The sequence below is a fragment of the Streptomyces sp. BBFR25 genome (genome assembly GCF_044590125.1).
Classification (GTDB): Bacteria; Actinomycetota; Actinomycetes; order Streptomycetales; family Streptomycetaceae; genus Streptomyces; species Streptomyces canus_D.
The window spans coordinates 1,536,221-1,553,421 of record NZ_CP172447.1 but is presented as its reverse complement, the minus strand read 5'-3'; the positions used below and the strand labels follow the sequence as shown (position 1 = coordinate 1,553,421).

The window sequence follows — 17,201 nt, the reverse complement described above, 5'->3', positions numbered from 1 at the left end:
CCGCGGACTCCAGCTCCGCAGCCCCCGGCCTCGCAGTCCCGCAGACCTCAGAACCCGACCAGGAGGTTCCACGATGCGACCCCACCTCGGTACGAACGGCCGCCTGCCGTCGGCCCTGTCCATGGGAACCGTAGATGTCGCCTTCCACCTGGCGACGGGCGGCAGCCCCGTGCCCCTCGCGTTCACGTTCGGGTTCGATGGCCGGGCCCCCACCCTGGACTCCGTACGCGCGCGGGTCGCCGAACGCGCCCACCGTGTTCCGACGTTGCGCTACCGCATCGCACGGGACCGCAGGAAATTCCGGCGAGTGGACCGGATCGCGGTGGACCGGCATGTGCACGAGGCGTGGCTGCCCGAGGACACCGACGGGTCGGCGACCAGCCGCCTGATGCTGTCCCGGCCGATGAGCACGGACGACGGGCCGCCCTGGGACGTGTGGCTGGTCCACGGCCCGGCAGACCGCCACACCCTGGTCTACCGGACCGACCACACCTTCCAGGACGGCATGGGCGCCGCCTACACCGCCCGCGCTCTCCTCGGAGACGACCCCGAGGGCGGACCGGCCCCACAGCATTCCGCCCGGCCCACCGCACACGGCCTCGCGGACGCCCTGGGCGAGGTGGTGGCCGCCTTCCGCGCGCCCACCCCGAAACCCGCGTTCGACGGAGAGTCCACGGGCCGCGTCGACGTCTGCCACGCCGACACCCCGCTGGCCCGGCTGCGCGCCATCGCCCGCGCCCACGGCGGTACGGTCACGGACGTCTATCTCGCGGCCCTGTCCCACGCCGTCCGCACCTGGTACCTGAAGGACACCGGCTCGGCCCATCCGCCGCTGCCCGTGTCGATCCCGATGTCGGTCCGGACCCCGGGGGAGGAGTACGCCCCGGGCAACCGCATGGTCACCGCCCGGCTCCTGCTGCCCTGCGACGAGGAGTCACCCCGGCGGGCCCTGGCCCGGGTCGTCGCCCGCACGGGCCGGCTGCGGGAGAGCCGGCGGCGCGACGCCATGCGCCTGCTGCTGTCCGCGGCACCGCGGACCCTCGGCGCCACTGTCGGCACCCGCCTGGTCCGCGGGGCGTTCGTGGCCGGCCCGGTGAGCAGCGTGAACTTCGGCACGGCCCTGGTCCACCAGGGAGTCGCGGCCCGTCGTGCGGCCGTCTTCGCCGGCGTCGCGTCGGGCATCCGGTGTGTGACGACGCTGACGAGCCAGCACGACACCGCGTGCCTGACCGTCGTTCACGACGAGGCCCTGGCGACCGCGGACGAACTTCCCGACCTGTGGCTCGCGGCGCTGTTGGAGCTGGAGCGGCCGTAGCCACGGCACCACGCGCAGGCCCCGGACGATGCGTCCGGGGCCTGCGCGTGGTGCCGTGTCAGCGAGTGCCGCGCAGCGTTCCGGTGATGAGGAAGACGCTCTTCGCGGCGGCCGTGCCGATCACCGGCAGATACGGGGACAGGCGCTCCACCGCGTACGGCAGTGTGAACAGGTCGGCGACCCCCGCGTCCCAGCCGTGCTCCGCCCACCAGCGCTCCGGCTCGGCGAGCTGCCAGTTCCAGGCCAGTCCGATCGTCGACAGGGCGTCCATGAAGGGCGCGACGAGCGGGGAGGACATGGTCGCGGAGTTCACGCACTCGGCGCCGAACATGCTGCCGGGCGCGGAGAGTTCGGTCATCGCGGCGACGACGGCCTCGACCTCCGGGGGCCGAAGGAAGTACAAGGGTGCCTCGCAGAGCCATGCGGTGGGCCTGCCGGGATCGAATCCCGCCGCCCTGAGTCCCTCCCTCCAGGACGCCGTGCCGTCGGCTCCGACGACGGTGCGGCGTCCGCAGGAGAGCCGGCCCAGGTCCAGTACCCGTTCCTTGAAGGCCAGTACGGCCGGGTCCTCCACCTCGAAGACGTGCACCCCGGTCGGCCAGTCGAGCCGGAAGGCACGGGCGTCCAGGCCGGCGCCGAGCAGCACCACCTGGCGGCAGCCCGAACGGGCCGCGGTGAGAAGGTAGTCGTCGAAGAAGCGGGTGCGTACCACCTGGTAGTCGGGCAGCAGGCGCTGCATCGGTCCGTCGCCCGGCGGGCCTCCGTCGAACCCGGCCGCGTGGAGGAAGTCGGCGGCCCACGGGTCGCGGACGTGGGGCGCGGGCCGGAGGTTCTCCGCCGCGTGCGCGGCGGCCGTCCAGAGCGCCGCGCGGGGAATGCCGTCCAGCGCTGCGGCGGCCGGCGCGAACGGTGACTGCGGACGTGCGGATTCCAGCATGGGATCTCCTTGAGGTGGGGCAGGGGTGGCTGTGCGGGCCCGGATCATCCGGAGCGGCGACGACCCAGCAGGAAGGCCGCGGCACCCAGCGCGAGCAGGCCTCCGGAGGGACGGGTGGGCCGCTGGCCGCCCATCGCGGCGGGGGTGCGCGGCTCGTGGACGTTCAGTGCGAACTGACGGTTGGCCACGTCGGACAGGACGCCCCGGACCTGTTCGGGACTGGTGACGGCGGCCAGCAGCAGCTCCATGGAGTTCCGGGCGAACTGGTTGCGGCCGAGGAACTCGCGGCCCAGTGCGAAAAGGATCTTCGGCACCTCCCCCTGGAACACCTCGGGCAGCGTGATCTCGGGAGCCAGGCACCGCACCGAACCGTCCAGGTTCGCGAAGGACTTGCCCAGCAGTGAGACGGCCGGCGGCGAACCGATCCCGCGCTTGGTCGCCTTGGCCAGCACGGTGGTGAGCGCCACGCCGAAGTTCATGTCCTCCAGTGAGAGATGGGAGACCTTGGGCACGAACGCGGCCATGTCGGCGGCGAACGCGGGCATGTTGGCCCACGGCGTCACCCGGCCCATCTCCGCCCAGTGCTGCGCCAGCCCGGCCCCGTCGTTCTGCGCCAAGGTCATGAACAGCGGCAGCAACTGAAGACTGGTCCTGCGGTCCAGGCGGCCGACCATGCCCCAGTCGATCAGCGTCGCGGGTCCGCCGGGAGCGGCGAAGATGTTGCCGGCGTGCGGGTCGGCGTGAAAGAAGCGATGGACGAAGTACCCGTGGTACATGAACCGCAGCAGGTCCTTGCCGATCTCCACGCGCTCGTCGTCCGTGAAGTGGGCGCGGTCGACGTGCCGCACCGACTTCCCGTCGGCCAGCGACTGGACGAGGACCCGGGGGCTGGCGTGCAGTACCCGGGGCACCTCCAGCGAACGGAACGGCCGGACCTGCCCGCGGGCCTCGTCCATGTTGCGGGCCTCGCCGGTGAAGTCCAGCTCCGGCTCCATGGCGTCGAAGACCGAGCCGAGCATCGCCTCGATGTCGATGACCTCGTTGAACCGGGGCGCGACGCGGGCCACGATCTTCGACGCCCGGCGCATCAGGGCCATGTCCGCGAGTACGCCCTCGCGGATGCCGGGTCGCTGGATCTTCACCACGGCCGCGCGCCCGCCGGGCAGCGTCACGCGGTAGACCTGGGCGAGGGACGCCGCCCCCAGCGGGGCGACGGTCTCGATGTCGTCGAAGCGCAGCTTCCAGTTCGGCCCGAGGTCCCGGGCCAGTACCGGCTCGAACTCCGAGAACGGCTGGACGTCGACCTCGTCGTGCAGGTTCTGCAGTTCGTCCCGGATGGACTGGGGGACCATGTCGGGCCGGGTGGAGAGGACCTGGCCGAGTTTCACATAGAAGGGACCGAGGCTCTCCAGGGCGTGCCGTACCGCCTTGGCGCGGCGTTGCTCCGCCCCGGCGGAGGCATCGGCGGCGGACCCGGCGGAGACATCGGTGTCCTCCGCCGGGGACCGCGTGTCCCGCCTCGTACGCCTCCGCAGCCGGGTCGCCTGTCCCACCTCGTCGGCCACGAGGCTGCCCAGGACCCTGACCACGAGACGCAGCCGATCGCCGACGACAGACGTCATCGTGTGTGATCCTCCTCAGATCGGGACCCGGGTACGGAACGACGGTCGGCGTGCACCACGGAGACGGCCGGACGGGACGGTGGCACGGCCGGTCAGCCCGAGGTCGAGGACTGTCCGCCCGGGGACGGCTTTCCGCCCTGCCCCTGCTGACCGGTCAGGCCTTGCAGGGCCGCCAGCCCCTGCTGACCGGCCTGGGCCGGCAGGTTGGTCAGGTTCTGCAGGCCCTGGACCGCCTCCAGGAGCTTGGGGAGCACCTGGGTGAGCTGGGCGAGCTGGGTCGGGAGCGCCATCAGGTCGCCCGCCCCGCTCGCCGCGTGTCCGAGGCCTCCGGCCAGCTGACCGAGCCCGCCGAGCGCGCCGGCCGCGCCGCCGACCGCGGCGAGTGGATTGGCCGCCCCGCCCAGCGCGGCCAGGGGGTTGCCGGCCCCGCCCAGCGCGGCCGCGAGCGGGTTGCCGCCGCCCGCGGCACCGGTGAGCGCGGCCAGGGGGTTCTGTGCCGCGCCCGCGGCCCCCGAGGCGAGGCCGGCGAGCGGATTGCCGGCCGCGCCGATCCCGCCGAGGGCGGCCAGCGGGTTGGCGACACCCGCGAGCGCGGTCGCCGGGTTGACGGCCCCGGCCAGTGCGGCGAGGGCGTTCGGGGGCAGCCCGGCCAGTGTGTTGACGGCGTTGCCGGAGTCGCGCGACGACCGTGAGCCGCGCGACGAACCTGAGTCGTCGTCTCGGTTCAGGAGGTCGTCGAAGGCCTCCTTCCAGCTGTCGGACATATCACCGACCAGATCCTTGACGATGTCTTGGATGTTCTTGCTATTGCCCATGAGTGTGGTCCCTTTCCGTTTCTCTGTGATGGGAGAGGTGCGGGTTTCGGGTGTTATCGGGCGCAGCCTTCCAAGGCTTTCGCGCAGACGTTCTTCAATCGCGCGCGGCCCCTGGTGAAGGCGGCTTCGGCCGCCTTGACGGAGATGTTGTGTATGCGGGCGAATTCCGCAGTGGAAATACCCTTGGCGCGGGCGAGTATGACCTCCTGCTCACGCCCCCGCAGGTGTTGTACCTGGCCGAGCAGCCATCTGCCGAAATCCTCGTCGCAGACGTCCTCCTCGGTCGTACCCGGGGTGTCCGCGAGCGCCGCACGCTGGAGGAGTCTGCTGCGACGCTCCATGTCACGGTAGAAGTCGATGCAGAGGCGAAGCGCCACCGACGTCAGAAAGGCACCGAGTCGATTTCTGTCCAACGCGGCGTGGGCGGCCGCCCGGGCCATGGTTTCCTGAACGCAGTCCTCGGCGTCCTGAAAACTTGGTAGTCTTCGCCGAACCAGCCGCATGAGGCGGTCCTGATGCTGGAAGATTTCTTCCCAGGAGCATTCAGCGGGCGATTGGCAGGTGGAATGTCGCACCATCGTGGATTGCAGCCCGTTGTCTCTCGGAATGAGCAGGGAGAACCACGGCCGACTTTCCATTTGTCGGCCATGTGGTTTTCCTACCCGAGGCCCTGGAGCGGCAAACCGGAATATGTTCCTCCGCCGGTCGGCAGGAATGTTTTTTCGCGCTCATTTCCGAGGAGCGGGCCGCCGCGTCCAGTCGCGGTTCCAGTTGAGCCACATGTCCCGTACGGTCTGCTGCACTTGGGAGCCGCCGGCGCGCAGCTCGGTGGTGAACGCCTGGACCGCTTCCCTGCCCACCAGCCGCGCCCCGCCGGTGAAGTAGGAGCCCCGGACGTGCCGCGGTGAGCGGTACTTGCCCCACAGCAGGATCTTCATCAGCGGCCAGAGGGTGAACACCCCGGCCGGACAGCGGTCGTCGGGGTCCAGGGTCCCCCACACCGACGGGACGAGGCCGCTCTCGCCCAGCACCTCGTAGATGCGCGCGATCGCCTCCTCCTTCGTCAACTCGCCGGAGCGGTAGGCGAGTACGGCGTCCCGTGACTGGTCGAACATCCGCTCCACCCAGGGATTGTCCATACCCTGGAGACCTCGGTACGGCGGCAGCTCCAGCATGTCGAAACAGGCCGGGTCGTGCGTCTTCTCGAACGTCACGGCGGCCTGGTTCTGGGCGTTCGTGCCGTACAGCGTGGTGATGGTCCACACGCGGTTCCAGGCGTTCCACAGGTCGAAGTCGTCGAACGCGATGTAGCTGCAGGACACCAGGTCGTCGTAGAACCGGAACATGCGCTTGGTCCAGTGGTCCAGGTACGCGAACCGGGAGGTGTCGAAGTCGTCCTGGCGCACCGCGTCGATGAGCCGGTGACTGAGCGCGTTCAGCGCCATCACGGTGACGGCGAGACCGCTGGAGAAGAGCGGGTCGATGAAGTCACTGGCGTGCGGCAGCAGGCACCACCGGTCGCCGACCACCTTCTGCGACGCGAACTGGGTGCGGTCGGTGGACACGTACGGCCGGACCGCCCGCGCCCGCTCGAACTGCCGGGCCACACTGGGGAACCGGCGCACGTACTGCCAGAACTCCTCCTCCGCCGAGATGTCCTCCGGCCGGGGGTGCTGGTCGAGATCGAGGTTGATGCCGACACTGCACAACTGGTTCGTGCCGGCCGTCTGGTTGTCGAACGGGATGACCCAGAACCATCCGCCCGGGAACATGTGGTGGAGCGTTCCCTGGCTGAACGGGCTGGGCATGCCGTGCTGTGCACGTGAGGGCGCCACGGCGTCGAAGGGGCGCACGTCCACCATGTGCGTGAAGATCGTGCGCGACCTCGTGCGGTAGGGCGGTTCCTGCCGCAGCCCGAGGCGCTCGGGCAGGACCGCCCGCATGCCGCCGGCGTCGACCACGTACGAAGCCCGGAAGGTGCCCCGGTCCCGGGTGACGAGCGTCGCGCCGTCCTCCTCGAACTTCACGTCGTCGACCATGGTGTGGGTGTACGCGGTCACGCCGTAGGACACGGCGACGTGGAACATGTACGCGTCCACGTCCTGCCGGAAGTAGTGCGAGTCGGGACCGAGCGGGGGTCCCCAGGTGGGGTACTGGGTGCACTCGTCGGGCCGGGTGGGCTCACCTTCCCGGTGGTAGATGAAGCTGAAGTTCCGTTTGACCCCGCTGTTCGACGACACGTGGCGGCGCAGTGCCGCGTTGGTCGCCAGGTGCTCGAGCTCGGGGACGTCGTAGCGGCGGGCCAGGACCCGGAGCCCGAACGTGGTCTCGGGGACGGTGGACTCTCCGATGGCGAACCGGGGGTGGCCGCTGCCTTCGAGTAGCAGCACCCGCACGCCGTGACGTGCGAGTACGGTCCCCAGCATCGTCCCGCCGATGCCGCCTCCGACGATGGCGACATCGAAAACACGCTGGTCTTCTTGCATGTCTGCGGTTCCTTTCGCGACGGGAAGGGCGAGTCGCCCGGCTTCCCCGGTCACCGGTGGGTGTCCGGGGAGCCCGGCAGCACCCGGCGCAGCCCGCAGGCCACCACCCGGGCGGAGAAGGACACGGCGAACCCGGGGGTGGGCGCCAGCCCGGCCAACAGGCGGCGGTCACCCGGCACTTGCCGCTCGCCGCGCCCGGTGACGTCGAGCCACACGCCGAAGTGCAGCAGCCGCGCCTCGGGTCCGGCGTCGCGAGCGGGGAACGGCCGCATGTGCTCGCGCACCGCACGCGTGAGGGTCGTGCGCCGCACCGTGCCCACCTGGTGCCGGGCCAGGAAGTGGTCGAGCAACTGGGCGGAGCGGCGCGGGAATCCACCGCGACCGAGCGGAGTGCGCCCTACCAGCCCGGCGTCGTGGAACGCCGCGGCGGCCAGCAGGCCGACCCGGTCGTAGGCGGTCCCGTGGGTCCGCGCACAGGCGTCGGCCAGCAGGAACGTCCGCAGCGAGTGCACGGCGACCCGGGGTGGCAGGAGCCGGCACATCTCCGTCAGCGCGGCGCCCGCGAGGGGGTGCCCGAGCAGCTCCGCGAGGGCCGGGCGGCCGAGCAGGGGCTGCCATGCCTCGGGCAACATCTTCGGTGGATCGGAGCGTGAACTCGCCCCGCTCCCACCGGGATCGGGGACCTCCGGCATCTCAGGCCCTGTGGCCATGGCTCAACCCCCCTTGCCTCGTGACCTATTGGCTGTGTCTGTCTCATCTGTCTTTACGCTCGGGCCGCTCCCAGCCCCCCGCTCCCCCTTTCGCAACGCTCCGTCCGCGTAAGCGCGTTGACGTGCAACCGAGGGCGCGCGATACCGGTAACGCGCTCCGGGCGTACGTTCTGGCCGTCCACTCGGAGGCGTGGCCTGTTCGAATGAGTGAGCCCTAATCACCCGTGGTGGTGGTGCGGGTGCGGGCGCGGGTGGCGGCCAGGAGAGTATGCGCCCTGTGCTCCCACTGGTGGAAGATTTCTGTAGTAGACCTCGTGAGGTGCGGGGAGTGTTCAGGGCAGGACCGAATCTCGCCTGTGCTGAAATGCGGTGTTGGTATGGCCAGTTTCCCGATCGCCGACGATGTGCGGCTTCCGGCGGAAATCGATGCGTCGGCTCTGACGGATGTTCCCGAAGGGCCGCCCGAGGGGATTCTGTTGACGGGGGCCACAGGATTCCTCGGCGGTTTCCTGCTCGCCGACCTGCTGGATGCCACCGACGCTCGAATCCATTGCCTGGTGAGAGCGGAGTCGGCCGCTCAGGCCCGAGAACGGCTCGCCGATCAGTTACGCGCCCGGGATGTGCCGGAGCACCACATGTCCCGGATCGACGTCGTGCCGGGCAGCCTGGCGAAGCCGCGGTTCGGCTTGACCGACGAGGAGTTCTCGGCCCTCTCGCGCGGCATCGACGTCATTTACCACTGCGGTGCTTGGGTCAATCTTCTGGCGAGTTACCCGATCCTGCGCGGCTGCAATGTGTCGGGGACCCTGGAAATCCTGAGACTGGCAACCCGGACCCGCCGAATTCCCGTGCATTACATCTCGACGATGGGGGTGATCCCGGCAGCCCGAGAGGCCGGGACCGGTGTCTCCGGTTACTGCGCCACCAAATGGGTCGCCGAGCAGTTGGTCGCGCAGGCCGCGGACCGCGGATTGCCCACGATGGTGCACCGGCCCGGTGTGATCCTGGCGGACTCGCGCACCGGCCTGGTGGGGAAGTCGGACTGGTTCGTCCACCTGACGACGGCGAGCATCCGCGCCGGCTGCGCCCCCGACCACCCCGGTCTCCTGCCGGTGGGCACGGTCGACTTCACCAGCCGCGCCATCGTCGACCTGTCCCTGAGCCGGCGTGCCCGAGGACAGGTGTTCCACGTGATCGATCCCGAACCGCTGCCCTTCCGGTCGTACTTCCAGGGCTTCGCGGACGCGGGTGTCGACCTTCCGCTCGTTCCGTTCGACACCTGGCTGGAGCGGCTTCGCGACCTGGGCGACGCGGTCCCGCGCAGCACCCTGCGGCTGGCCGGCGAGACCCTCCGGCAGATGATCCCGGCCCCGGGGCAGGACACCGCCGGCCCCACCGCGGCGTCCGCGCACCGCGCCCCGCCCGTGCTCGACTCCGACTACTTCCGCAGGATGCTCGCCTTCCTGAGCCGCGACGCCGTGCTGCCCGCCCGGTGACCCACGCGCGGTCCTCTCCTCCCGTTCCTCCCGTCATCCCTCCCCGCAACTCATCAGCTGGAGTTTCCGCATGTCCTCTTTCACCCTGGAAGACCTGGCGTCGATGGTGGCCGAGATCGCCGGCGCCGAAGCGGCCCGGGCGATCTCGGAGCAGTCGGCCGACGCACCCTTCACCTCGTTGGGGTTCGACTCGATGGCCGTCATCGAACTGGCCGAGCGGATCCAGGAGCGCTACAGGGTTCCCATCCCGGACGAGGCGGTGCACGACCTGCGCACCGTCCGGCGGACCCTCGACTACGTGAACGGCCAGGCAGCCGTCGCCGCGTCGGACGGAGCCCGCTGATGGCCCGGGGCACGGGACGGCTGACCGGCATCGGAACCTACCGCCCCGGTGGCCTGCTCACCAGCGCCGAACTCGACACCAGGTTCGGCCATGAGGAAGGCTGGATCGAGCAGATCACCGGAATCCGGACCAGGCTGAAGGCCGACCCCGACGACACCTTCGTCGAGATGGCCGCGCACGCGGCGGACAAGGCCCTGGCCCACGCGGGAGTGCTCGCCGAGGACCTGGACTGTGTCCTGTTCTCCTCCGCCAGCAGCGTCGGCCAGGCATCGTGCCGGGCGGCCAGTCTCACCCATCGCATCGGAGCCGGCCGGGCCGGCGGGTTCGACCTCAACGGCGGGTGCGCCGGATTCAGTTACGGGCTGACCCTGGCCTCCGGACTCATCGCCGCACAGCAGGCGCGTCAGATCCTGGTCGTGGCCGCCGAGCGGCTGAGCGACATCACCGACCCCGAGGACTGCGCGACCGTCATGGTCTTCGGCGATGCCGCCGGGGCCGCGGTGGTCAGCGCCGCGGAGCACGCCGGGATCGGACCGGCGGTGTGGGGAACCCACGGCCCCGGTGAGCCCTGGATGACCAGCGCCCCGCCCAAACCCGGTGCCGCCCGCCCGTACATGCACATGGACGGCACCCGGGTCGTGCGCTGGTTCGGTTCGCACATGCCGCAAGTGGCCCAGAACGCACTCGACGCGGCCGGGCTCACCTGGGACGACATCGGGGCCTTCGTGCCGCACCAGTGCAACGGGCGGCTGATCGACGCGATGGTGCGCCGACTGCGCCCGCCCGCGCACGTGGCGATCGCCCGCAGCATCGTCACCGACGGCAACACCAGTTCGGCGTCCATCCCGCTGGCTCTGGAGTCGCTGCTCGCCTCGGCCACCGTACGGCCCGGCGACAAGGCGCTGCTCCTGGGCTTCGGCGCCGGGCTGACCTGGTGCGCCCAGGTGGTCGAACTTCCATAAGGAGCACCTCATGAACGTCACGTCCGCGTCCCCCGCGGTCGACCTCGGGCCCGTCGGCGAACCCGAAGCCGGTGTCGTGGCCCGTCCCCTGTCCCGGCTGTCCGACGCCGATCTCGGCACCCTGCTGATGATCCGCCACTTCGAACTGGCCGTGCTGGAGCTGTTCTCCCAGGGCCGGCTGCACGGCACAACGCACACCTGCCTCGGCCAGGAGTACATCCCCGTGGCGCTCTACCCGCTGCTGGACGAGGGCGACTACGTCTTCAGCAACCACCGCGGGCACGGCCACTACCTGGCCCGCTTCCACGACCCGCACGGTCTGCTCGCGGAGATCATGGGCCGGGCCGGTGCCGTCTGCCACGGCGTGGGCGGCAGCCAGCACATCTACCGCGACCGCTACCTGTCGACCGGCGTGCAGGGCCAGAGCCTGCCCGTCGCCGTGGGAGTCGGCCTGCATCTGAAGCGGGCCGAGCCGGGCCGGATCGCGGTGGTCCACATCGGCGACGGCACCTGGGGCGAGGGCGCCGTGTACGAGGCGCTCAACATGGCGCAGCTGTGGCAGGTCCCGGTGCTGGTAGTGGTGGAGCACAACGGGATCGCCCAGTCGACACCGACCGAGCGGCAGATGTCCGGCACCGTCGCGGCCCGGGCGGCGGCCTTCGGCGTCGGCCACCTGCGGATCGACTCCGTGGACGTCACCGATGTACGGGCCGCCCTCGCCCCCGTGGTCGAGCAGGTCCGTGACCGGCACCGGCCGTACGTGGTCGAGTGCGTCACCCACCGCGTGGGCCCGCACAGCAAGGGGGACGACACCCGCGCGGCCGAGGTCCGGGAGCGAGCGGCCAGGCACGACTGGTACCGCCGCTACCGACAGGACCACCCCGCACAGTTCGCCGCCGCCGACCAGGCACAGGCGGAGGCCGTCGCCGCCGTCGTACGAGAGGTCGGCGCGCGTGCGGCGTCCCGATGGGAGGCCCGATGACCAAGCGCCAGCGCGTGGCCGAGAACCTCAACAGCGCACTGCACCACCTCCTCGGCGCCCACCCCGGCACCTATCTGATCGGCGAGGACGTCGCCGACCCCTACGGTGGTGCGTTCAAAGTGACCCGGGGGCTCTCCGACCGCTTCCCGGACCGGGTGCTCTCCTCACCGCTGAGCGAAGGAGGCATCGCCGGCGTGGGCGCGGGCCTGGCCCTGGCCGGCAACCGGTCCGTGGTCGAGATGATGTTCTCGGACTTCGCCGCGCTGGCCTTCGACCCGCTGCTGAACTTCGCCGCCAAGTCCGTGTCGATGTACGGCCGCAGGGTCCCGATGAGCATGGTCGTCCGCTGCCCCACCGGCGGCAACCGGGGATACGGCCCGACGCACAGCCAGAGCCTGCAGAAGCACTTCCTCGGCATTCCCTCGCTGCACCTGCGGGAGGTCTCCCCGTTCCACGACAACCAGCGGGTACTGACCGCGATGCTCGACCGCGAGGAGCCCGGTGTGCTCTTCGAGGACAAGGTGCTCTACACCCGCGCCATGTACCGGGCGGGTGTCGTGGACGACCTCTTCCGCTACGAGCTGCTGGCCGACCCCAGCGAGACCGCCCGGGTGTTCGCGCCGGACTGCGGGCCCCCCGACTGGATCGTCCTGGCCCCGGGCGGGCTCACCGAACGGGCCGTCACCGCCCTGCGCACCCTGCTCCTCGAAGAGGAGATCACGTGCGAACTGCTGGTGCCCTCCCAGCTCTACCCCTTCGACAGCAAGGCGCTGCTCCCGGTGCTGTCCCGTGCCGACCGCATCTGTGTCATGGAGGACTCCACGGCCGACGGGACCTGGGGCGAGCTGCTCGCACAGCAAATCCACGAGCAGCTGTGGAGCCGACTGGCCCGCCCGGTGCTGCCGCTGAGTGCCGAGCCGAGCATCGTACCGACCGCGGCGCACCTGGAGCACGACGTGCTGCTCCAGCCGTCCACCATCCACCGCGCGATCATGGAGGCGACGAAGTGATCGGCATCGAGCTGCCCACGCTCAACACGAACGACTCCAGCTACACCCTGGTCGAGTGGCTCGTCCCCGACGGCAGCAGCATCGAGGGCGAGGAACCGCTGGCGCTCGTGGAGACCTCCAAGGCCAGCGAGGAGATCGAGAGCACCGGCCCCGGAATCCTGCACGTCCTCGTCGGCGGCGGCCAGGACTGCAGGCCGGGGCAGACCATCGCCTACCTCTTCGAGTCGGCCGACGAGCGCGACTCCTACCGGGCGTCGGCCGCCGCCCCGGCGGCGACGTCCGCACCCCCGGGCGCGGAGCTGAGCATCACCAAGGCGGCCCGCGCGCTCGCCGACCGCCACGGCGTGTCCGAGGCCGAGCTGCGCGGTCTCGGGCGCACCGTGATCCGTACGGCCGATGTCGAGGCCCTGGTGCGGCGGGCCGCGTCGGCGCCCGCTTCCCCCGAGCGTCAACTGTCCAAGCAGCAGCGGACGGTGGGGGCGGTGGTGACCGAGTCGATGCGGACCGTTCCGGCCGCGGCCGCCTACGCCAAGGTCGACGTCGGACAGGCGGAGGAACTGGCCCGGCAGCTGTCCGAGCGCACCGGCAGTTTCGTCTCCCTGCCCGTCCTGCTGATCAAGGCGGTGGCGCGCCGGCACGCGGCACACCCCCTGATGTTCGCCGCGCTCACCGACGACGGCGCGGTGCGCGAGAGCGAACGGGCCCATGTGGGCGTCACCATGGACGCGGGCCGAGGTCTGTACACCCCGGTGGTGCACGACGCCGCCGAGCTGAGCAGCGACCGGATCGCCGACCTGCTGACCGGCTTCCGGAGCAAGGCGTTCCGGGGCACGTTCCAGTCCGCCGAACTCACCGGGGCCAACATCATGGTCGCACCGCACACCACCGAGGGCATGGTCCTGGCCACCCCCATCGTCTTCCCCGGCCAGACCTGCGTGATCTCCATCGGCGCCGTCGAGGACCAGGTGCTCCTGGACGCGCAGGGCACTCCTCGCACCCACCGGTTCGTCCACCTCGGCCTGGTCTACGACCACCGGGTGGTCAACGGCAGGGACGCGATGGCCCTGCTCAAGGACGTCAAGGAGGAGCTGGAGACACCGGTCGCGCTCGGCTGACCGCCGACCCGCCACCACGGGAACCCCACCACACGGAACCCCACCACCCCCGGGGTACCGCCCGTCGGACTGGAAAGGACGCCCCTGACATGACCACCGACACCACACCCCACAGCCGCGCCTACGACCTGCTCGCCTCGGTTCTCAGCAACAAGTTCGAAGTGCCCCCCGAGGCCATCGTCCCCACCGCGACCTTCGAGCAGCTGGACCTCGACTCGCTGGCCGTGGTGGAGCTGTTCGTCGTACTCACCGAGGAACTCGGCATCGAAGTACAGGACGGCGAGGCCGACCCGGACCTCACCCTGGCCGGCGTGGCCGACCTCATCGCCGAGGCCGTCAAGCCGTGACCGGCGCACGTCCCGACGTCGCCGTCACCGGGATCGGCCTGGTCACTCCGGCCGGCACCGGTCGCGAGGCCACCTGGGACGGCGTGTGCGCGGGCCGCCCCACCGCCCGGCACGTCCCCGAACTCAAGGGTCTCCCCGTCGACTTCGCCTGCCTCGTACCGGACTTCTCCCCCCGCGCTCACGTCCCCGGCTCACGCCCCTGGCAGTACGACCGCTTCACCCAGTTCGCCCTCTACGCCGCCCTGGAGGCGGTCTCCGACGCCGGCCTGGACCCGGCCGACTGGGACGCGGACCGCGTCGCGGTGGTCTTCGGCAGCTCGGCCGGCGGCACCGGTACCATGCTGGAACAGCACCGCAAACTGCTCGAACTGGGCACGTCACGCGTCTCACCGCTGCTGCTGCCCATGTTCCTGCCCAACATGGCCACCGGACAGCTCACCATTCACCTGCGGGCCCGGGGCCCGGCGCTGTGCACGGTCACCGCCTGCGCCTCCGGCGCCACCGCCATCGGCACCGCCCTGCAACTCCTGCGCTCCGGGGCCTGCGACATCGCCGTCGCGGGCGCCTCCGACGCGGTCGTACAGCCCTTCTGGGTCACCGGCTTCGACCGGATGGGCGCGCTGTCCCGGCGCGGCGAGGACCCGCGGGCCGCCTCCCGGCCCTTCGACACCGCCCGGGACGGCTTCGTCATGGCGGAGGGCGGCGCGGCCCTGGTCCTGGAGCCGGCGAGTGCGGCCAGAGCCCGCGGACGCCCCGGCTACGCCCTGCTGGCGGGCTACGGAGCATCGTCCGACGCCCACCACCCCGTGGCACCCGACCCCGAGGGCAAGGGCGCCGACCTCGCCGTGCGGCGGGCCCTCGACGACGCCGGCGCCCGCCCCGCGGACGTGCAGCACATCAACGCGCACGGCACCAGCACGCCGCTCAACGACGCCGCCGAGGCCCGTCTGATCCGCCGCCTCTTCCCCCACCAGCCCTCCGTGACCTCGGTCAAGGGCACCCTCGGCCACCTGCTCGGCGCGGCCGGGGCAGTCGAAGCGGCGATCACCGCCCTGTCCGTGGCCCACGGCCGGGTGCCTCCTGTGGCCAACCTCGAGAAGCAGGAAGGAGACGCCGAGATCGACGCCGTCACCGGCACCAGCCGGGCGCAGCCCGTCGACCTCGCCCTGAGCCATTCCTTCGGCTTCGGCGGCCACAACGCCGTACTCGCCTTCAGAAGCTGCCCCACCGACCCGGCTCGGGAGCCGGCCGCTCCTTCACCGGCAACCGTGCCCGCAGACCCCCCACCATCTCGTTGACCAGCCTCAACACACACCAACGAAAGCGAGAAGACCATGAGTTTTCTCAATCCCCGTATCCCCGGTGCCAACTCGGACGACGTCGTCACGGACATCACCGAGGCACCGCACCGCGCGGGCGCGGTCGTCCAGGCCGGGGGTGCGCAGGTCATCGCCACCGTCGACATCCAGGCGGGAGAGGACGACTGGAACGTGCCGCCGAGCGAGGAACATCCGCGCCCGGTGGTGCTCGTGCACGGCACCTTCGGCAACCGCGGCTACACCTGGAACACGGCGACGCCCCTGCTGCGGCAGCACGGCCACCGTGTCTTCCGGCTCGACTACGGCCAGCACGGCAACCCCGTGATCTTCGGCCTCGGCGACATCAAGCACTCGGCCCGCCAGCTCGCCGAGTTCGTCGACGAGGTGCTGCGCCGCACCGGCGCCCAGCAGGTCGACATCGTCGGCTTCTCGCAGGGCGGCATGATGCCGCGCTACTACCTCAACGCGCTGGGCGGCGGGCCCAAGGTGCACAACTTCGTCGGCATCTCACCCAGCAACCACGGGGTCACGGCCCAGGGGCTGATGAACCTCGCCCGCCAGATCCCCGGCGCGGTGGAGGTGCTCGAACAGGGCGCCGTCGGGGAGGTCGTGCCGGCCTGGCCGCAACTGCAGCACGACCACCTCTTCCAGCGGGAACTGGCCGACCTGGGCGAGACGACGGAGGGCGTCCGCCACACCGTCATCGCCACCCGGTACGACGACGTGGTCACCCCGTACACCTCGTGCGCCCTGGAGCAGACGGAGGGGCGCTACGTCAACAACATCGTCCTCCAGGACATCGACCCGGACGACCACACCCCGCACGTGAGCATGCCCTACAACGCGACCGTGCTGAACGAAGTCCTCAAGGCCCTGGCCGACTGAGCCCTGCTGCCGTCCAGGAGAACGCGGGCGACCAGCGCCGGGTCGTCGTTCATCGGAACGTGGCCGCAGCCGGGCAGCCGCACCAGGCGGGCCCGCGGGATGGCGCGCTTGGCGCGTATGCCCTGCCGGGGCAGGAGCAGCCGGTCCCGGTCGCCCCACGCCACGGTGACGGGGACGCCGGGCACGTCGTCGGTGAACAGCACGCTCCGTCCGGCCCGGAGCGTCTCGGAGAACCCCTGCGCGTGTGCGAGCGCCAGCGTCTCGGCGACGACCGCCTCGGGGGAGCGGCGGCCGGGACGGGAGTAGATCGTGCTCGTCAGCGCCGTGCGGCCGACCGAGGTGCGGGACAGCCGCTCGACGAGCGGGAGGGGCAGGCTCCGGGCGGTCCAGCGCATCCCCATCAGGACGCCGAAGGCGTAGTGTCGTTCGGCCTGCGTCCAGAACCCGGCCGGGGACAGGGCCGTCACCGACCGCACCAGGTTCTCCCGGCCGAGTTCCAGGGCCAGCAGGCCGCCCAGCGAGTTGCCCGCCACGTGGGGGCGATCGAGGCCCAGCGCCGCGCAGAAGGCGCCGAGCACCGCGCTCGTCGTCGGCAGGTCGTGCGGCAGCCCGGGCGGCAGCGCGGACGACGCCCCGAACCCCGGCAGGTCCACGGCTATCACGTCGCGTTCGGTGGCGAGGATGTCGACCACCGGGTCCCAGGCCTGCCGGTGATGGCCGATGCCGTGCAGCAGCACCAGCGGCTCGCCGGTGCCCACGCGCGCGTAGGCGAGGGTGATCTCCCGCGGACCGTGGGCGGTGGAGGCCGTGAAGGAAAGCGTTGCGGACATGGGGCTCCTTGTCGGGAACAGGCGTTC

At 71.1% G+C, this 17,201-nt stretch carries 17 protein-coding genes; 10 read left to right on the top strand and 7 right to left on the bottom strand.

The features are described from left to right. Nucleotides 1–73 precede the first annotated feature (73 nt). Nucleotides 74–1,315 carry a wax ester/triacylglycerol synthase domain-containing protein gene (locus ACGH52_RS06930; RefSeq protein WP_121704809.1) on the top strand — a complete coding sequence of 414 codons (1,242 nt, stop codon included), beginning with the start codon at nucleotides 74–76 and terminating at the stop codon, nucleotides 1,313–1,315. A gap of 58 nt (nucleotides 1,316–1,373) precedes the next feature. Here the strand turns inward: ACGH52_RS06930 and ACGH52_RS06925 are convergent, their stop codons facing one another. The 6 genes from ACGH52_RS06925 to ACGH52_RS06900 all read right to left on the bottom strand — a co-directional run bounded on the left by ACGH52_RS06925 (nucleotide 1,374) and on the right by ACGH52_RS06900 (nucleotide 7,807). Then, complete coding sequence (locus ACGH52_RS06925) at nucleotides 1,374–2,252, bottom strand: SAM-dependent methyltransferase (protein ID WP_399938196.1); 879 nt, start codon at nucleotides 2,250–2,252, stop codon at nucleotides 1,374–1,376. A gap of 44 nt (nucleotides 2,253–2,296) precedes the next feature. Beyond that, nucleotides 2,297–3,874: an ABC1 kinase family protein gene (locus tag ACGH52_RS06920; RefSeq protein ID WP_399938194.1), complete on the bottom strand. Its 1,578-nt coding sequence runs from the start codon at nucleotides 3,872–3,874 to the stop codon at nucleotides 2,297–2,299. A gap of 92 nt (nucleotides 3,875–3,966) precedes the next feature. Continuing rightward, nucleotides 3,967–4,689 carry a hypothetical protein gene (locus tag ACGH52_RS06915; protein ID WP_398912063.1) on the bottom strand — a complete coding sequence of 241 codons (723 nt, stop codon included), beginning with the start codon at nucleotides 4,687–4,689 and terminating at the stop codon, nucleotides 3,967–3,969. Nucleotides 4,690–4,742: 53 nt separating this feature from the next. After that, nucleotides 4,743–5,327, bottom strand: a complete 585-nt coding sequence (locus tag ACGH52_RS06910) for an RNA polymerase sigma factor (protein WP_079032753.1) — start codon at nucleotides 5,325–5,327, stop codon at nucleotides 4,743–4,745. A gap of 90 nt (nucleotides 5,328–5,417) precedes the next feature. Further along, nucleotides 5,418–7,175: an NAD(P)/FAD-dependent oxidoreductase gene (locus ACGH52_RS06905; protein ID WP_210977814.1), complete on the bottom strand. Its 1,758-nt coding sequence runs from the start codon at nucleotides 7,173–7,175 to the stop codon at nucleotides 5,418–5,420. Nucleotides 7,176–7,225: 50 nt separating this feature from the next. Next, nucleotides 7,226–7,807, bottom strand: a complete 582-nt coding sequence (locus ACGH52_RS06900) for an HD domain-containing protein (RefSeq protein ID WP_399938192.1) — start codon at nucleotides 7,805–7,807, stop codon at nucleotides 7,226–7,228. Nucleotides 7,808–8,262: 455 nt separating this feature from the next. Between ACGH52_RS06900 and ACGH52_RS06895 the strand changes: the two genes are divergently transcribed. The 9 genes from ACGH52_RS06895 (at nucleotide 8,263) to ACGH52_RS06855 (ending at nucleotide 16,344) form a co-directional block, all read left to right on the top strand. Further along, entirely contained in the window at nucleotides 8,263–9,381 is a 1,119-nt protein-coding gene (locus tag ACGH52_RS06895) for a thioester reductase domain-containing protein (protein WP_399938190.1), read from the top strand. Between the two features lie 70 nt (nucleotides 9,382–9,451). Next, nucleotides 9,452–9,724, top strand: coding sequence for an acyl carrier protein (locus ACGH52_RS06890; protein ID WP_399938188.1), 273 nt, complete (start codon nucleotides 9,452–9,454; stop codon nucleotides 9,722–9,724). Next, a complete protein-coding gene (locus ACGH52_RS06885) occupies nucleotides 9,724–10,686 on the top strand; it encodes a ketoacyl-ACP synthase III (RefSeq protein ID WP_121704815.1) in 963 nt (320 codons plus the stop codon). The genes ACGH52_RS06890 and ACGH52_RS06885 overlap by 1 nt, the downstream gene beginning before the upstream one ends. A gap of 10 nt (nucleotides 10,687–10,696) precedes the next feature. Then, the gene (locus tag ACGH52_RS06880) at nucleotides 10,697–11,668 is read left to right on the top strand and encodes a thiamine pyrophosphate-dependent dehydrogenase E1 component subunit alpha (protein ID WP_399938186.1); all 972 of its coding nucleotides are present in this window, start codon (nucleotides 10,697–10,699) and stop codon (nucleotides 11,666–11,668) included. Next, nucleotides 11,665–12,678 carry an alpha-ketoacid dehydrogenase subunit beta gene (locus ACGH52_RS06875; RefSeq protein ID WP_399938184.1) on the top strand — a complete coding sequence of 338 codons (1,014 nt, stop codon included), beginning with the start codon at nucleotides 11,665–11,667 and terminating at the stop codon, nucleotides 12,676–12,678. The genes ACGH52_RS06880 and ACGH52_RS06875 overlap by 4 nt, the downstream gene beginning before the upstream one ends. Continuing rightward, a complete protein-coding gene (locus ACGH52_RS06870) occupies nucleotides 12,675–13,793 on the top strand; it encodes a 2-oxo acid dehydrogenase subunit E2 (protein WP_210977820.1) in 1,119 nt (372 codons plus the stop codon). The genes ACGH52_RS06875 and ACGH52_RS06870 overlap by 4 nt, the downstream gene beginning before the upstream one ends. A gap of 89 nt (nucleotides 13,794–13,882) precedes the next feature. Next, on the top strand, nucleotides 13,883–14,140 hold the full coding sequence (locus tag ACGH52_RS06865) for an acyl carrier protein (protein WP_059297636.1): 258 nt from the start codon (nucleotides 13,883–13,885) through the stop codon (nucleotides 14,138–14,140). Next, nucleotides 14,137–15,438: a beta-ketoacyl synthase gene (locus ACGH52_RS06860; protein ID WP_076973297.1), complete on the top strand. Its 1,302-nt coding sequence runs from the start codon at nucleotides 14,137–14,139 to the stop codon at nucleotides 15,436–15,438. The genes ACGH52_RS06865 and ACGH52_RS06860 overlap by 4 nt, the downstream gene beginning before the upstream one ends. A 36-nt stretch (nucleotides 15,439–15,474) precedes the next feature. Next, nucleotides 15,475–16,344, top strand: coding sequence for an alpha/beta fold hydrolase (locus ACGH52_RS06855; protein ID WP_210977822.1), 870 nt, complete (start codon nucleotides 15,475–15,477; stop codon nucleotides 16,342–16,344). Here the strand turns inward: ACGH52_RS06855 and ACGH52_RS06850 are convergent. After that, nucleotides 16,296–17,174, bottom strand: a complete 879-nt coding sequence (locus ACGH52_RS06850) for an alpha/beta fold hydrolase (protein WP_399938180.1) — start codon at nucleotides 17,172–17,174, stop codon at nucleotides 16,296–16,298. The genes ACGH52_RS06855 and ACGH52_RS06850 overlap by 49 nt on opposite strands. Nucleotides 17,175–17,201 lie beyond the last annotated feature (27 nt).

What these genes read in the sequence shown, in the direction of transcription:
- ACGH52_RS06930 (WP_121704809.1), top strand. Translation starts at nt 74, where the DNA reads ATGCGACCCCACCTCGGTACGAACGGCCGCCTGCCGTCGGCCCTGTCC.
- ACGH52_RS06925 (WP_399938196.1), bottom strand. Translation starts at nt 2,252, where the DNA reads ATGCTGGAATCCGCACGTCCGCAGTCACCGTTCGCGCCGGCCGCCGCA.
- ACGH52_RS06920 (WP_399938194.1), bottom strand. Translation starts at nt 3,874, where the DNA reads ATGACGTCTGTCGTCGGCGATCGGCTGCGTCTCGTGGTCAGGGTCCTG.
- ACGH52_RS06915 (WP_398912063.1), bottom strand. Translation starts at nt 4,689, where the DNA reads ATGGGCAATAGCAAGAACATCCAAGACATCGTCAAGGATCTGGTCGGT.
- ACGH52_RS06910 (WP_079032753.1), bottom strand. Translation starts at nt 5,327, where the DNA reads ATGGAAAGTCGGCCGTGGTTCTCCCTGCTCATTCCGAGAGACAACGGG.
- ACGH52_RS06905 (WP_210977814.1), bottom strand. Translation starts at nt 7,175, where the DNA reads ATGCAAGAAGACCAGCGTGTTTTCGATGTCGCCATCGTCGGAGGCGGC.
- ACGH52_RS06900 (WP_399938192.1), bottom strand. Translation starts at nt 7,807, where the DNA reads ATGTTGCCCGAGGCATGGCAGCCCCTGCTCGGCCGCCCGGCCCTCGCG.
- ACGH52_RS06895 (WP_399938190.1), top strand. Translation starts at nt 8,263, where the DNA reads ATGGCCAGTTTCCCGATCGCCGACGATGTGCGGCTTCCGGCGGAAATC.
- ACGH52_RS06890 (WP_399938188.1), top strand. Translation starts at nt 9,452, where the DNA reads ATGTCCTCTTTCACCCTGGAAGACCTGGCGTCGATGGTGGCCGAGATC.
- ACGH52_RS06885 (WP_121704815.1), top strand. Translation starts at nt 9,724, where the DNA reads ATGGCCCGGGGCACGGGACGGCTGACCGGCATCGGAACCTACCGCCCC.
- ACGH52_RS06880 (WP_399938186.1), top strand. Translation starts at nt 10,697, where the DNA reads ATGAACGTCACGTCCGCGTCCCCCGCGGTCGACCTCGGGCCCGTCGGC.
- ACGH52_RS06875 (WP_399938184.1), top strand. Translation starts at nt 11,665, where the DNA reads ATGACCAAGCGCCAGCGCGTGGCCGAGAACCTCAACAGCGCACTGCAC.
- ACGH52_RS06865 (WP_059297636.1), top strand. Translation starts at nt 13,883, where the DNA reads ATGACCACCGACACCACACCCCACAGCCGCGCCTACGACCTGCTCGCC.
- ACGH52_RS06855 (WP_210977822.1), top strand. Translation starts at nt 15,475, where the DNA reads ATGAGTTTTCTCAATCCCCGTATCCCCGGTGCCAACTCGGACGACGTC.
- ACGH52_RS06850 (WP_399938180.1), bottom strand. Translation starts at nt 17,174, where the DNA reads ATGTCCGCAACGCTTTCCTTCACGGCCTCCACCGCCCACGGTCCGCGG.